Source organism: Streptomyces sp. NPDC033270, from assembly GCF_055576575.1.
This window is the reverse complement of record NZ_JBVIRA010000020.1, coordinates 59875-75350: the sequence shown is the minus strand read 5'-3', so window position 1 is coordinate 75350 and position 15476 is coordinate 59875. Positions and strand designations below refer to the sequence as shown.

General features: G+C 74.4%; 9 protein-coding genes. 8 read left to right on the top strand and 1 reads right to left on the bottom strand.

Annotation, left to right across the window (positions count from 1 at the left end; genetic code table 11):
* The first annotated feature begins 51 nt into the window (after positions 1-51).
* The 8 genes from ACZ5XZ_RS25735 (at position 52) to ACZ5XZ_RS25700 (ending at position 13578) form a co-directional block, all read left to right on the top strand.
* Complete coding sequence (locus tag ACZ5XZ_RS25735; protein WP_468981954.1) at positions 52-576, top strand: phage baseplate assembly protein V; 525 nt, start codon at positions 52-54, stop codon at positions 574-576.
* A gap of 95 nt (positions 577-671) precedes the next feature.
* On the top strand, positions 672-965 hold the full coding sequence (locus ACZ5XZ_RS25730; RefSeq protein ID WP_468981953.1) for a hypothetical protein: 294 nt from the start codon (positions 672-674) through the stop codon (positions 963-965).
* Positions 962-1348, top strand: coding sequence for a GPW/gp25 family protein (locus tag ACZ5XZ_RS25725; RefSeq protein ID WP_468981951.1), 387 nt, complete (start codon positions 962-964; stop codon positions 1346-1348). Before ACZ5XZ_RS25730 ends, ACZ5XZ_RS25725 begins: the two co-directional genes overlap by 4 nt.
* On the top strand, positions 1345-4551 hold the full coding sequence (locus tag ACZ5XZ_RS25720; protein WP_468981949.1) for a putative baseplate assembly protein: 3207 nt from the start codon (positions 1345-1347) through the stop codon (positions 4549-4551). Before ACZ5XZ_RS25725 ends, ACZ5XZ_RS25720 begins: the two co-directional genes overlap by 4 nt.
* The gene (locus tag ACZ5XZ_RS25715) at positions 4548-8375 is read left to right on the top strand and encodes a putative baseplate assembly protein (RefSeq protein ID WP_468981947.1); all 3828 of its coding nucleotides are present in this window, start codon (positions 4548-4550) and stop codon (positions 8373-8375) included. Before ACZ5XZ_RS25720 ends, ACZ5XZ_RS25715 begins: the two co-directional genes overlap by 4 nt.
* On the top strand, positions 8372-10621 hold the full coding sequence (locus ACZ5XZ_RS25710) for a hypothetical protein (RefSeq protein ID WP_468981946.1): 2250 nt from the start codon (positions 8372-8374) through the stop codon (positions 10619-10621). The genes ACZ5XZ_RS25715 and ACZ5XZ_RS25710 overlap by 4 nt, the downstream gene beginning before the upstream one ends.
* A 126-nt stretch (positions 10622-10747) precedes the next feature.
* Positions 10748-12403: a DUF6519 domain-containing protein gene (locus ACZ5XZ_RS25705; RefSeq protein ID WP_468981943.1), complete on the top strand. Its 1656-nt coding sequence runs from the start codon at positions 10748-10750 to the stop codon at positions 12401-12403.
* Positions 12403-13578 carry a peptidoglycan-binding protein gene (locus tag ACZ5XZ_RS25700; protein WP_468981941.1) on the top strand — a complete coding sequence of 392 codons (1176 nt, stop codon included), beginning with the start codon at positions 12403-12405 and terminating at the stop codon, positions 13576-13578. Before ACZ5XZ_RS25705 ends, ACZ5XZ_RS25700 begins: the two co-directional genes overlap by 1 nt.
* Positions 13579-14121: 543 nt before the next feature.
* Here the strand turns inward: ACZ5XZ_RS25700 and ACZ5XZ_RS25695 are convergent.
* Entirely contained in the window at positions 14122-15468 is a 1347-nt protein-coding gene (locus ACZ5XZ_RS25695) for a hypothetical protein (RefSeq protein ID WP_468981940.1), read from the bottom strand.
* Positions 15469-15476 lie beyond the last annotated feature (8 nt).

Here is a 15476-nt window from a genome sequence, read left to right as displayed (position 1 = left end):
AGGCCCGCAAGCCCGTAGAGCGGCGCTCGCTGGAACCAGGAGATGTGAGTAATGGCCGGTGCACCGAACAACCGCTTTCTCGGCAAATTCCGCGGCCGGGTGGTGGACAACAACGACCCGATGGGGCGAGGGCGGCTGATCGTCCAGGTTCCGGATGTGCTCGGCGATGAGCCGTCGACGTGGGCGCTGCCCTGCTTCCCGTTCACCGGGCCGCAGGCGGGGCAGGTCGTCGTGCCGTCGGTCGGGGCGGGTGTGTGGGTGGAGTTCGAGCAGGGCGAGCCCAGTTATCCGATCTGGGTGGGGTGTTGGTACGGAAGCCGGGAGGAATTGCCGGAGGACGCGCAAACCGATCCGTCCACGGCGCATCCCGTCGTCATCCAGACGCCGAGGAAGCACAAGTTGGTGATGTCGGACGTGCCCACCAACGGGATTTTGCTGGAGGCGCCGGGCGGGGCGTACGTGAGGATCGATGCGACGGGTGTGCATATCAACAACGGGCATGGCGCCTCGATTTCTCTGGTCGGGGATCAGGTCGATATCAACGACGGCCGGCTGACGGTGCCCAGGAAGCGCTGAAGCAAAAAGGCATACGGGGAGGGGGCAGGGAAATGGCGAGCGGGAATCTCGTGCACGGCGGGACCGCGATCAGTTGTCCGCATGGCGGGCGCGTGGTGTCCGCGGGTTCCGCGGGCGCGCACGGCGGTGTGCGGATCGATGACGCGCCGGTGGCCACCGCCGCGGGCCTTTTCACGGTCAGTGGATGTATGCACCGCGTCGGCGGGCGTGCGCATCCGTGCACGAGCGTGCGGTGGACGCCGGACGCCGGGGATCACGCCGTACGCGTCGACGGGGTGCCGGTGCTGCTGGACACCACGGCGGCGATGTGTTTCAGCGCCGGGCTGGTGCCGCAGGGCCCACCGGTCGTGACGTCCGTCCATCAGGGCCAGGGGGTGTCCAGCCGATGAGGGCTGCGAAGAAGGTACGTACCGAGATCGCGTTTCCGTTTCGGATCGACCGGCGGGGGCGGACCGCGCACGCGGACCACGACGACCATGTGCGGGATCTGATCGAGCAGTTGTTGTTCACCAGTCCCGGTGAGCGGGTGATGCGGCCGGACTTCGGGTGCGGGCTGCTGGATCTCGTCTTCACCCCGAACAGCCCGGAGCTGGCGTCGGCGGTGGAGCTGTCGGTGCAGGCGTCGTTGCAGCGGTGGCTGGGGGACCTCATCGAGGTCGAGTCGCTGGACGTGGTGAGCGAGGAGAACGTCGTACGGGTGTATCTGCGCTATGTGGTGCGCTCCACCGCGAGCCGGCGCGACGAGGTGTTCGAGGGGCGGGGCGAGGGATGAGCCAGCGGCAACAGGGCGCGACGACAGGCGAGTTGGCAGATGCCGGGGAGGGGCGGCGCGGGCGGGTCAGGGCGGCGCGGCTCAACGGCGTCGACGCGGTGGAGGTCGCCGACGACGGGGTGACGCTGACCGTCACCTTTCTCGGCAAGGCGCCGCACGGGCTGCGGCCGGAGAACGTCCGTATCGACGGCGGGCGGCGGATCACCGGCCTGGAGGCCCTGGAGGTCTTGGTCGAGCGGGAGGAGGACCCCGAGCTCGACGACCGGCTGCTGGTGACGCTGGACCGGGCCGGGGACACCTCCCGCTACCGCCTCTCCCTCGTCGAGACCGATCCGTACGGGCGACCCGGCACCGAGCCGTACGAGGGCTTCGACCAGCGGTACTTCGGCCAGGAGTTCTCCTTCCGGCCCGATTGCCCCAGTCCCTTCGACTGCGCGGACGAGGAGGGCGGCACCGGGCCGGGCGACTGCCCGGACACCTTCCGGCCGGCGCCCGTCATCGACTACACGGCCCGCGACTACGACACCCTGCGCCGGCTGGTCCTGGACCGACTGCGGCTGACCTCCCCCGACTGGGTCGAGCGCAGCCCGGCGGATCTGGGGATGACGCTGGTCGAGCTGCTTGCCCACACCGCCGACCAGATCAGTTATCAGCAGGACGCGGTGGCGACGGAGGCGTATCTCGACACGGCCCGGCGCAGGGTGTCCGTACGGCGGCACGTCCGGCTGATCGACTATCCGATGCACGACGGGTGCAGTGCGCGGGCGTTCGTGTCCGTCGAGGCAGTGGAGGAAATCACGCTGCTTCCGGGCGAGTTCCGCTTCGCCGCGATCGATACCAGGACGTACAGCCCCCACGACCGGCCGGAGATCGGCAGCGTCATCGACGACCGGGATCTGGCGGTGCTCGACGAGCGCGGTGCGGTGGAGGTCTTCGAGCCGGTCGCCGCCACGCCCCTGGTGGTGCGGCCCGAGCACAACGCCGTCCGGCTGTGGACCTGGGGCGGTGAGGTCCGCGCCCTGCCGAAGGGGGCCACCGGCGCGACGCTGCGCGACGAGTGGGCCGACGACGCCTGCCAGACGCGCGCGCTCCGGCTCCGCCCCGGTGATCTGCTGCTGTTCGAGGAGGTCAAGGGGCCGCGTACGGGAACGCCCGGCGACCAGGACCCCACCCACCGGCAGGCCGTCCGCCTCACCTCCGTCACCCCGGCCGTCGACCGGCTCGACGACCAGCCGGTGCTGGAGGTCACCTGGGCGCCCGAGGACGCGCTGGCGTTCCCGTTGACGCTGTCCACCCGGGGCGGGCCCCACTGCGCGCCCGTCGAGGACGTGAGCGTGGCGCGCGGCAATGTGGTGCTGGTCGACCACGGGCGGTCGCCGGCCTTCGGCAGCGCCGACGAGGGCGTCCCCGAGGCCGTCACCGTCCCGCCCGTCCCCGCCGTCCTCGGCTCCTGCGACCCGCCGGCCTTCGGCTGCGGCGACCGCAAGGACGACGGCAACGCCACCGCGGCCACGATCAACGCCCTGCTGGAGAAGACCGGTTGCCATCAGGCGCTCACCCCCGACGACATCCGTGAGCTGTTCACCGTCGTCGGCGAGGAGGCGACCGTACGGGCCGGGCTCGGGCTGGAGCTTGCCGGGCAGCGGCGGGAGAGGGTCGTACCGGGCACCGTCCATGCCCAGGCCGAGGCGCTGCGCACGCTGCTCGCGCAGTCCGTCTACCCGGGCGTCGTGCCGCGCTTCGGGCCGGTGCTGCACCGCTCCCCCGTCGCCCAGACCGTGCCGTTCCCGCAGCCCGCGCAGGTCGCGGCGGGGCAGGCCGACCGGCTGGCGGGGATACGGGAGCGGGTGCGGGACCGGCTCGTCGCACTGTGGCGCAGCGCCCGGGACCACGACGGGCTGGCGGAGGACGAGATCACCGAGCTGACGGTGGTGTTCGGCCTGAAGACCCTCGAACGCCTCGAACTGCGCCGCCACCCGGTGCGGGCGCTGCGGGAGCTGCTGCACCGCGCCGACGAGCTGCTGGCGGCCAAGCTGCGGCGGCTGGAGGTGCTGGGCGCACGGGCCCGGGCCGGCACGGTGCTGGACCGGCGGACCGCCTGGGAGATCGCGCACAGCTGGGGCCCGGCGTACGCCGTGGGGCTGGACCCGGACGAGCCGGTGCTGCACGGGCCGGCGGCCGCACTGCTGCCCGATCCGCGGGCCGCGCTGCCCGCCGTACGGATCGAGGAGGAGCAGGGCGGCGTCTGGCTGCCGCGCCGCGACCTGCTCGACAGCGGCCCCCGCGACCGGCACTTCGTCGGTGAACTCCAGGACGACGGGCGGCTCGCGCTGCGTTTCGGCGACGGGCGCTACGGGGCCCGGCCCGAGCCCGGCAGCCGGCTGGTCCTGCGCTACCGGCTGGGCGGTGGTACGGCGGGCAATGTCGGCGCCGAGGCCATCAACCACCTCGTGCTCGGCCGGAGTGCGAAGGACTCGGATGCCGCCGCGCCCCTGCCGGTGGCCGGCGTCCGCAACCCCCTGCCCGCCACCGGCGGTACGGAGCCCGAACCGGTCGAGCAGGTGCGCCAGCTCGCCCCGCTCGACCTGAAGCGGACCCGGCTGCGGGCCGTGACCGCCGCCGACTACGCGGAGCTGGCGTCGGCGCTGCCGGGTGTGCAGCGGGCCGCGGCCGAGATCCGCTGGACCGGCAGCGTCCAGGAGGCGCATGTGGCCATCGACGCGGCGCGGACCGGCGAGCCCAGCCCTCAGCTGCTGGACTCCGTCGCGTACGCGCTGGAGAGCTACCGGCGGATCGGGCACGACCTGGTCGTCGAACCGGCCCGGACGGTGCCGGTCGATCTGGGGATCGAGGTATGTGCGACTCCCGGTCACCAACACGGCCAGATCCTGGCCGAGTTGACGCGGGTGCTGGGCGGCCGGCGGCTGCCGGGGGGCGGTCTGGGCTTCTTCCATCCGGACGCGCTGACGTTCGGGGAGCCGGTGCGGCTCAGCCGCCTCACGGCGGTGGCCGCGGCCGTCCCGGGCGTGCTGAGCGTACGGGTGACCCGCCTGCAGCGGCTGGTCCACGAGGGACACCTCGACGACCGGGCGCTCAAGGACGGTGTGCTGCGGCTCGGCCCGCTGGAGATCGCCGTGTGCGACAACGACCCGGAGCGGCCCGAGAACGGCCGGCTGACCATTGAGTGGGGGAGTGCCCGATGAGCACCTGCGGATGCGGCTGCGACGGGGGGATCGGCGGCCACGACGAGCGCCGCGCCCCCGACGCCCTCTACAACCCGCCGGGCCGCCCGGCGCTGGACTACCGCGTCGACGACTACGGCGGCTTCCTCGCCGGGATGCTCGACCGGCTCGCCTCGCCCGCCTACCCGGCGCTGCGCGGCCTGACCGTGCGAACGCCGGACGATCCGGCGATCGGGCTGCTGGACGTCTGGGCGGTGCTCGGCGACGTACTGACCTTCCACGGCGAGCGGATCGCGCAGGAGGGCTATCTGCGCACCGCCAACGAGCACCGGTCGCTGGCTCTGCTGGGGCGGCTGGTCGGGCACCGGCCGCGGCCGGGCGTCGCCGCCGACACCCACCTCGCGTACACCCTCGACAAGGATCCGCGCGCCGAGGACCTGCCGGTGGTCGTCCCGCGCGGCGCGCGCAGCCACAGTGTGCCGGCCGCCACCGGCGAGGAGTCGCAGACCTTCGAGACGGACGAGGAGCTGACGGCGCGCTGGGCGTGGAACGAGCTGAAGGTACGCAGGCGGCGGCCGGCCCTGTTGGTCGCCGAGGACCTCGCCCAGCGCTCGGAGCTGTACGTGGCGGGGACGAACACCTCGCTGCAGACCGGTGACCAGCTGCTCTTCGACTTCGGCGGGGACCGGCAGCTGCTGCTGCCGGTCGCGAAGGTGCGGATCGACCGGGACGAGGACCGCACCGCGATCGGGCTGCCGCGGTCCGCGCCGCCCACTCTGAAGGAGCTGGTGGACGAGCTGCGGCAGTGGATCACCGAGCCGCCCGGCGGCGGTGACCCGGACGATCCGGACGAGCCCGGCCCGCCCACCCCGCAGACGCCGAACCCGCGGCCGGTCAGCAAGCTGATCGACACCTTCGACGTCCAGGTGCTGGCCCCGCTGCGCAAGGACCTGGACGGGGCGGCCGGTTCCTCTCCGGCCGCCTTCGCCGAGCGGCTCGCCGGGCCGCACGAGCGGCTGGCCGAGGCACAGGTGCTGGCCGCGCCGTACGAGGAGGTCGCGGCCTGGTTCGAGCGGTTGGAGGCGGTGGTCGGCGAGCTGCGGGAGCGGGCCGGGGATCTGGAGCCGGCGCGGACGGTGCCCACCGCGCCGCAGCCGAAGTCCGCGCAGGGGCAGGGCGCACCGGCGCTGCAGGCCCTCGCCGCCGTCCTCCCCGCCCTGCGCACCCGCGTGGTCCGACCGCCGTCCGGTGCCGGGGCCGCCTTCCGCGACCCCGGCCGGCTCTTCGCTCCCGGTTCGGATCTGACCGCGCGGCTGCTGTCCGCGCTGGATCCGCGGCTCGCCGACGGGATGTACGCGGCGTGGCGGCAGGCGGCGCCCACGGCGCAGGGCGCGCTGCGGGAGTTGCTGGCGATGCGGGTGAGCGCCGCGCCGTACGGGTCGACCGCGCCGCTCAAGCCCGTGCAGGACGACAAGGGCCGGGTGATCCGGCAGTCGGACTGGCCGCTGACCGGCGGCGCGCTGACCAGCATGCGGATCGTGTTCGACACGGCCGGCAAGGTGCCGGTCAAGGCGGAGTTCCAGCACGTCGAGAACACCGGCAGTTCCGCGCAGCGCGCCGTGAACCTGCCGTCCGACGAGCTCTTCGACCTCGGTCCCGGCCGCGTCGAGCTGTCCACGCGCACCGGCCAGGACCACGATCTGAGCTGGCTGGGCCGCCGCCCGACCGATTCGCAGAAGGCCGGGGTCACCGCGCGGCTGCGCTCCGGCCTGCCCGAGCGCACCCTGTTCGTGGCCCGCCCGGACGAGGAGGACCGGATCGAGGTCGCGGTCCACAACGGCCGGACCGAGACCTGGCATCTGCGGCCGGGCGAGCAGCGGCAGATCCGGCACGGCGAGTACGAGGTGACGGTGCGGCGCACACCGGGCAGCGAACCGCCCGCCGTGGAGATCGCCATCGCCACGGTCCCCGCGCCCGCCAACCGCCATGTGCTGGCGCTGGATTCGGTGCAGGACGGCATCACGGTCGGCAGCTGGGTCGCCGTCCGGCGTCCCCGTAAGGGCGCGGACGGGCAGGACGGCATACCGGGCGACAAGAAGCTGGCGTTCGTCACCACCCGGGTGACGGCGGTGCGCACCGCCGCGTACACGAACTTCGGCATCACCGGGCGGGGCACCGAACTGACGCTGGCCGACCCCTGGCTGGACGAGCACGATGTGGTGCTCTCCGCGATCCGCGACACCACCGTGCACGCGGGCGGTGAGCCGCTGCGGACGGCGGACGAGCCGCTGGGTGAGGACGTGCACGGCAACGAGCTGGAACTCGCCGAGCTGTACGACGGGTTGCTGCCGGGCCGGCGGATCGTCGTCTCCGGTGAACGCAGCGACATCCCGGGGCTCGCGGGCGGTGCCGGGCTGCGCGCCACCGAACTCGCCGTGATCGCCTCGGTGGACCAGCGGCTGGACGCGGACCTGCCGGGCGACCATGTGCACACGGTGCTGACCCTCACCGCGGATCTGGCCTACCGCTACCGGCGCGAGACGGTCCGTGTCCAGGGCAACGTCGTGCCCGCGTCGCACGGGGAGAGCCGCGACGAGGCCATCGGCAGCGGGGACGCGACCCGCGCCAACCAGACGTTCGCGCTGTGGCAGTCGCCGCTGACGTGGCTGCCGGACGACAGTCCGCTGGGCGCCACCCCGGAGCTTGAGGTGCGGGTCGACGGGCTGCGGTGGCATCCGGTGGACAGCCTGGCCGGGCGCGGGCCGCACGAGCGGGTGTATGTGGTGGGGACGAGCGCCGGCGGCAGCGCGGAGGGGAACGGCGGAGGCCGTACGACGGTGACGTTCGGCGACGGGGTGCACGGCGCCCGGCTGCCGACCGGCCACGACAACGTCCGGGCCCGTTACCGCTTCGGCACCGGACGGGCGGCGAACGTCGCGGCGAACCGGATCACCCAGGCGGTGACCCGGCCGCTGGGCGTGACCGGCGTGACCAATCCGCAGCCGGCGAGCGGCGGCGCGGACGCCGACGGTCCCGGGCTGACCCGGCGCACCGTCCCGCTGTCGGTCTCCGCGCTGGACCGGCTGGTCTCGCTCGCGGACTACGAGGACTTCGCCCGCTCCCGGGCCGGCATCGGCCGGGCCTCGGCCCGCGAACTCTTCGACGGGCGGCGCAAGGTGCTGCATGTGACGGTGGCCGGGGTGGACGACATCCCGATCGCGCCGGACGCGGAGGTGCTGCGGGCGCTGCGGGCCTCGCTGGCCGAGTACGGCGACGCCCGGCTGCCGGTCCGGGTGGACGTGCGCGAGCCGGTGCTGCTGCTGTGCGTGGCGAAGGTGAAGGTGGCGGCGGATCATGCGTGGCCGCTGGTGGAACCGCGGGTGCGGCGGGCGGTGCTGGACCGGCTGGGCTACGACGGGCGGGAGCTGGGGCAGCCGGCGCGGCTGTCGGAGGTGCTGGCCGCCGCCCAGTCGGTACCGGGGGTGGACTACGTCGACGTGGACGCCTTCACCGGCGTCCCGGCGTCCGTCTCCCCCACCGAACTCGCGGCACTCTCCGAGCAGTTCGGGGATCCGCCGCGCACTTCGGTGCCGTCCCGTCTCGCCGCGTACGACGAGCGGATCCACGAGGTGACGGCGAACGGCGGCGAGACGCTCACCGCCGTCGCCGCCCGCTACGGCATCCCGCTGGCCGAGCTGCTGCGCCTGAACCCCGACATCACCGACACCCGGCCGCTGGCGAAGGGCCGCGCGGTCTGCGTCTTCCGCGGTATCCGCCCGGCGCAGCTGGCGCTGTTCTCGCCGCGGGTCGCGGACACGCTGATCCTCACGGAGGTAACCCGATGAGTACGACCAGGGAGCCGGACGGGCTCGCGGAGCTGCTTCCGCAGTGGCACCGGCTGCGCGACGCGGAAGGCGGCGAGCCTCCCCCAGCTACCGCTGGGAGGGGCCCCCAGCGCGCGCTGCTGGCCGTGATCGCCGAGCAGGTGGACCGGGTGCGCGACGGGGTCGCCCAGAGTTACGACGACTGGTTCGTGGAGAGCGCCGCCGAGTGGGTGCTGCCCTACCTCAGCGACCTGGTGGGCTACCGTCCGCTGCCCGGCTACGAGCGGGTGCTGGCCGGCGGGCTGCGCGACGGCGGGCTGCCCAACTCCTCGCGGCGGCGGCTGGCCGAGGCGCTGGCGCCGCGCCGCGATGTGGCGGCGACGGTCGGCAACCGGCGGCGCAAGGGCACCCTGGCGCTGCTGGAGGAGCTGTCGGAGTCGGTGGCGGGCTGGCCGGCGCGGGCGGTGGAGTTCTCCCGGCTTCTCGCGCACCAGCAGCCGGTGAAGCTGTACGGGTCGGGCACCGAGGCGGTCAACGCGCGGCGGGGCGGGCGCGGGCGGCTGGTGGACCTGCGCGACGGTGCGGCGCTCGACCTCGCCGGCGGGCCGTTCTCGACGGTGGCCCGTTCGGTGGACGTGCGCCGGGCCGACTCCCGTCACACACCGGGCGGTCACACCCCGGCCGGGGTCGGCCTGTTCGTGTGGCGGCTGAAGCCGTACGCGGTGACCGGGGCGCCGGCGTACTGCATCGACCGGGCCCGCAACCTCTACACGTTCTCCATCCTGGGCAACGACACCCCGCTGGTGACCCGCCCGGAACCGGAGCCGTCCGCGACGCACCTCGCCACCCTCGACAACGTGCCGGCGGCGATCCGGCGCCGACAGCTGCACGACCGGCTCGCGGACTACTACGGGCCGGGCAAGAGCTTCACCATCCGCCGGGACGGGCACGACACCCCGGTCCCGCTCGCCGACCTCGTCGTCGCCGACCTCGGCGACTGGCGCTACCGGCCCAAGCGCGGGCAGGTCGCGGTCGATCCGGAGCTGGGCCGGATCGCGTTCGGCGCGCGCTCGGCGCCCCGGCAGGGCGTCTGGGTGGACTACCACTACGGGTTCGGCGACGAACTGGGCGGCGGCGAGTACGAGCGGGAGCGAAGCAAGACCGCCCCGGACGCCGCGGTCTACCGGGTCGGGCCGGGCCAGGCGTTCCAGCGGATCATGGACGCCTACGGGGCGTGGCAGCACGACCGGCGGGCCGGGCGGTGCGGCCCCGAGGGGATCATCGAGATCACCCACAGCGGCGCCTACCAGGAGCAGCTGGACTTCGACCTGGATCCCGGCGACCGGCTCCAGCTGCGCGCCGCCGAGGGCACCCGGCCCGTCATCCGGCTGCTCGACTGGTACAGCAACCGGCCCGACGCGCTCAACATCCGGGCGCGGGAGGCCGACTGCGCGGTCGGCGAGCGGCCGCGGATGGTCCTCGACGGGCTGCTGGTCACCGGGCGCGGGCTGAACGTCACCGGCCCGATGGGGGCGCTGGTGCTGCGGCACTGCACGCTCGTACCGGGCTGGTCGCTGGAGCCGGAGTGCGCTCCGCACTCCCCCGAGGAGCCGAGCCTGGTGCTGGACCGTACGACCGCGTGCGTGGAGATCGACCGGACGATCCTGGGCACCATCGAGGTGATCGGCGACGAGGTGGGCACCGATCCGCTGCCGATCCATCTGCGCGACAGCATCCTGGACGCCACCGCCGCCGACCGCGAGGCACTGTCGGCGCCGGACTGCCGGCATGCGCACGCGGTGCTGTACGCGCACCGCGCCACCGTCATCGGCGAAGTGCACACCCACGCCGTGCAGCTCGCCGAGAACAGCGTCTTCACCGGCCGGCTGCACGTCGCCCGGCGCGGTGTCGGCTGTCTGCGGTTCAGTTACGTACCGCCGGGGTCGCGCACCCCGCGCCGCCACCGCTGCCAGCCGGACCTGGCGGGGCGGGATGGGGGTACCTCCCGCTCGAGCGGAGCCGAGAGTGGGGGAGCCGCGGACGCCGCGCGGGTGCGGCCGCTGCTGCGCGGCGAGCGCTACGGCACGCCCTGGTACGGGCAGTTGGCGGACGGCTGCGCGCCGGAGATCCGGCGCGGCGCGGAGGACGGCGCGGAGATGGGCGCCTACCACGACCTGTACCAGCCGCAGCGCGAGGACAGCCTGCGGGCCCGGCTGGCGGAGTACACACCGGCGGGCAGCGACGCGGGGGTGGTGTTCGTGACATGAGCCCGCCGCCCGCGCACGCGGTGGACCGCCCGCCCGTCCGTGACGTGAACCGCGGGCGCACCCGGCGCCCTTGCTGTGAGACGACCGCCGACCTTCTGAGCATCCCGTACGAGGGGGACCCCTTCCATGCACGCTGATCTCTCGCGCCTGACCCACCGGCCGGAGCGTCACTACTCCGCGGTCGTCGCCCAGCAGGGCCGCGTACAGCTGGACGCGGACGCCAACGAGCAGTCCGCGATCCAGCTGTTCCAGGCCCGTACGCTCGCCGCCGACCTGATCGGCGAGCACGGCGGCCCGCGCGGCGCCACCGGCTTCAAGATCGCCCTGCGGGGCGGCGGCCGTGACCTGGACGACCTGGTCATCGGCGGCGGCCGCTACTACGTCGACGGCATCCTGTGCGAGGCCACCCGGCCGCGGCCCGGCGTGCCGGTGCCCGCGCACGGCGCGGCCGACGACGACGGCAGGGACGAGCCGGACGGCGACGGCGCGGGCGGACCGGCCGCGCCGCCCACCACCTGGACGTACTGGGACCAGCCCGACGGGTTCCGGGACCCGGAGCGGCCGGGCGACCGGCTGCCCGGCGCCTTCCCGTATCTGGCGTATCTGAAGGTGTGGGAGCGGGTGGTCACCGCCGCCGAGGACCCGGCGCTGCGCGAGGTGGCGCTGGGCTCGGCGCTGCCGGACACCGCGGCCCGTACGAAGGTGGTGTGGCAGGTGCTGCCGCTGCCCGCGGCGGAGCTGGGCATCGAGGACCACACCCCGCCGATCAAGGACATCCGCAAGGCCTTCGCCGACTGGGCGCGCAAGCAGGCCGCCCCCGGCTCCGGTCTCGCGGCGCGCAGCGAGCGCCCGGACCACGCCGACGACGAGCCCTGCCTGGTCGCCCCGGACGCCCGCTACCGGGGGCCGGAGAACCAGCTCTACCGGGTCGAGGTGCATGACGGCGGCAGCACGAAGGACGCCACCTTCAAGTGGTCCAGGGAGAACGGGTCCGTCACCTTCCCGGTCGACGAACTCGACGGCACCTGGGTGGCGCTGGCGACGCTGGGCGGCGACGACAGGCTGGATCTGAACGTCGGCGACCGGGTCGAGTTCGTGGACACCGCCTACAGCAGCCGCGGGGAGGCGGCGCCGCTGCTGCGGGTGGAGGAGCTGGACCTGCCGGGCCGCCGGGTGCGGCTGTCCGACGAGCCGGCGCCCGGCGTCGGTCGCCGGCCGGAGCTGCATCCGTTCCTGCGCCGCTGGGACCACCACGAGGGCGGCCGCAGGACCGTCCGGCGCGGTGCGCCGGCCGAGCGGCTCAGGCACGGTGCGCTGCCGGTCGCAGAGGGCGAGTGGCTGCCGCTGGAGGACGGTGTGGAGGTGTACTTCGCGCCCCGCGGCACCTACCGCACCGGCGACTACTGGCTGATCCCGGCCCGTACGGCCACCGGCCAGGTGGAGTGGCCCACGGACGCGGCGCGCCGTCCGCTGCTCGAGCCGCCGTCCGGCATCGAGGTGCACTTCGCGCCGCTGGCGTGGGTGGCGGGCGAGCAGGCCGAACCCGATCTGCGGCGGGCGTTCGGGCCGCTGGCGGCGGACATCCCCGCCGCGGACGACGCGGAGCTGGCCGCGGAGGCCGAGGCGCGGGCGGAGGAGCAGGCGGGCCACGCGGCGGACGAGCCGTCCGGGGCCGGGTACGACGCGTCCGGCGCGGCGGGCGACGCGGCGCAGCCCGCCCCCAGCAGGTCGCAGACCACCGCCGCGGCCGAAGCCGCGGTCGACGAGGGGGGAGCGGGCTGATGGCCACACCGCTGACCGCGGGCAAGCTGCTGGCGGCGCTGCGCGCCGAGGGCCTGGTCGTCCACGAGGTCCGCGACTGGCGTCGGCACCACCGCAACGCGAAGGGCAGATGGGGCCCGCTGCACGGGGTGATGATCCACCACACCGCCACCGAGGGCCTCGAAGCCTCGGTGGACCTGTGCTACGACGGGCACCCCGACCTGCCGGGACCGCTCTGCCACGGCGTGATCGACAAGCGGGGCGAGATCCACCTCGTCGGCAACGGCCGCGCCAACCACGCCGGACTCGGCGACCGCGACGTGCTGGAGGCGGTGATCGCCGAGGAGTACCCGCTGCCGAAGGACAACGCCGCGGACACCGACGGCAATCGGCACTTCTACGGCTTCGAGTGCATCAACCTCGGTGACGGCGCGGATCCGTGGCCGAAGGAGCAGCAGCTCGCGATCGAGAAGGTGGCGGCGGCGATCTGCCGGGCCCACGGCTGGAGCGAGCGCTCGGTGATCGGCCACAAGGAGTGGCAGCCGGGAAAGGTCGACCCGCGCGGCATCGTGATGGACCGGATGCGGGACCGGATCAAGCAGCGCCTGGCGAAGGCACCGGAGGGCCCACGCGATACGGGCAACACCGTCCCGGGCGGTGGCGCGGGGCCGGGCGACGGCGGTGCGGGAGGCTCGGGCGGGGGTGCGGGGTACGGCTCCGGTGGCGGTTCGGGCGGTGGTTCGGGCGGTGGTCCAGGGGACGGCTCCGGTGGCGGTTCGGGCGGCGGTGCGGGCGGTGGTTCGGGGGGCGGCTCCGGTGGCGGTGCGGGGTACGGCTCCACTGCCGGTTCGGGGAACAGATCCACTGGCGGCTCGGGGGACGGATCCACTGGCGGCTCCGGTGACGGGACGGGGCGGCCGGGGGCCCCGCCCAGGCCCCGGCATCCGCCGTACGAGCCGTTCCCCGGCCGCGACTTCTTCCGGGCGGGGGCACCGAGCCCGGTGATCGCGGCGATGGGCGAGCGGCTGGTGGCCGAGTCCTGCGGCCACTACAGGGGCCGCCCGGGCCCCGAGTGGAGCGAGGCGCACCGCAAGTCGTACGCCTCCTGGCAACGCAAGCTCGGCTTCCGCGGCAAGGACGCCGACGGCCTCCCCGGCCGAGTCAGCTGGGAACGGCTACGAGTACCCAACTCATAGCGCCGGCTGGCCAATCGGGGGTGCGCTGCCTCGTGGCCTGTGGCCCGTGGCTCATGACTCGTGGCCTGGGGCTCGGGACTCGTGGCTCGTGGCCTGTGGCTCATGACTCGTTGCCCGTGGCTCTGAGTCGTGGCTCATGGCTCATTGACGAGTGGCTCGTGGCCCGTGGCTCATGACTCGTCGCTCGCGGCTCGTGGCCTGTGGCCTGTGGCCTGTGGCCTGTGGCCTGTGGCCTGTGGCCTGTGGCTCATGGCTCGTGCACCGGGTGAACACGGAATGCCGCCCTGCACCACAGGAATACCGCCCTGCACCACCACGTTGTGGCCTCACAGGGGGCCCTCGCTTCCCCTACAGGATGCGTTCGACCGCCCCCTAGGGCACCCGCCCCACCCCGGCCAGGCAGTCGGCACGCTCTCGCGCATACAAACACCAAGGCCGGGCGGTCCTCCCCCACAGAGGTCCGCCCGGCTGTTCATGGGTGATCCGGCGTCGGCCGCCGCCGCGGCCGGCGAGCCGGTGGTGTCGGCCTGGTCGGCCGACGGGTCAGACGGCCTGGACCGGGAGGACCGGCAGCGCCGGGACGTTGGCGGCGTTGGTCAGGTCGGCGAGGTCGGCGGGCACGGCCGGAACGGCGGGCGCAGCCGGGACGTTGGCGACGTCGGTCAGGTCGGCGGGCACGGCCGGAACGGCGGGCGCAGCCGGGACGTTGGCGACGTCGGTCAGGTCGGCGGGCACGGCCGGAACGGCGGGCACGGCCGGGACGGCGGGCACGGCCGGGACGGCGGCGACGTCGGACACGTCGGCGGGCAGGGACTTGACCGGGGTCAGGCCCTGCACGCCGGCGGCGGCCTCGGTGGCGGTGCCCTGCGCGTCGGTCACGACCACGGCGGTCAGGCCCTGCGCGAACGGGGTGGCGTCGGTCGCCGCGCCCTGCGCGAACGCGACGGCGCCGGTGGCCTTGCCCTGCGCGAACGGCACGGCGCCGGTGGCCTTGCCCTGCGCGAAGGCGACCGCGTCGGTGGCCGCACCCTTCGCGAACGGCACCGCGTCGGCGGCGGTGCCCTGCACGAACAGCTGCGCCTGGCCGCCGACGACGGTCACGAACGGGGTCGCCTGGGCGGCCGCGTCACCGGCGAGCCGACCGGCGCCGCCGACCGCGCCCTGGGCGACCGGCACGACCTTGACGACGATCCGCTGGGCGACGGGCGGCAGCACGTCGGCGGCCGTGCTGTCGACGACCGGGCGGGCGGTGGCCAGCGCGCCCTGGGCCTGCTTCGTCAGCTGCTCGGGGCGGACACCCGCACCGGCGAGCGAGGCCAGCAGGTTGTCGGCGGAGCCGGGAGCCTTGGGCAGCTCCGGGGTCTTGGGCAGCTCGGGGGTCTGCGGCACCTCGGGCAGGCCGGCGGAGGGGACGCCCGGGGTCGCGGGCAGCGACGGAACGGAGGGCAGCTTGCCGTCCGTGAGGCGGCCGAGCTTGCCGAGGTCGGCCTTCTTCGCGGCCTTCTGGGCGGACTTGGCGGCCTTCTTGGCCTGCTTGAGGTCGGCGGCCTTGTGCACGGCGCCGGTCTTCGGCAGGTCCGCGCCGCCGGCCAGCTTCTGCACGCCGTCCACGGCGCCGGTGACGTCACCGAGCTTGCCGGTGGGCAGGTCCTGGGTCGGCAGGCCGCCGCCGAGGGCGCCGGTCGCCTTGCCGGCCACGTCGCCGGCCGTCTTCTGGGCGGTGCCGGTGGCGTCCGTGACGGTCTTGTTCGCGGTGTCGGTCACCGTGCCGGTGGCGGGCAGGTCCGGGACGGCGGGCAGCTCGGCGGCGTTGGCGGCGACGGAGCCCAGGGCCCACAGGCCGGTGGCGGCAGCGGCGACGACGATGGAACGGCGGATGTTCGAGCGCATGGAGATGA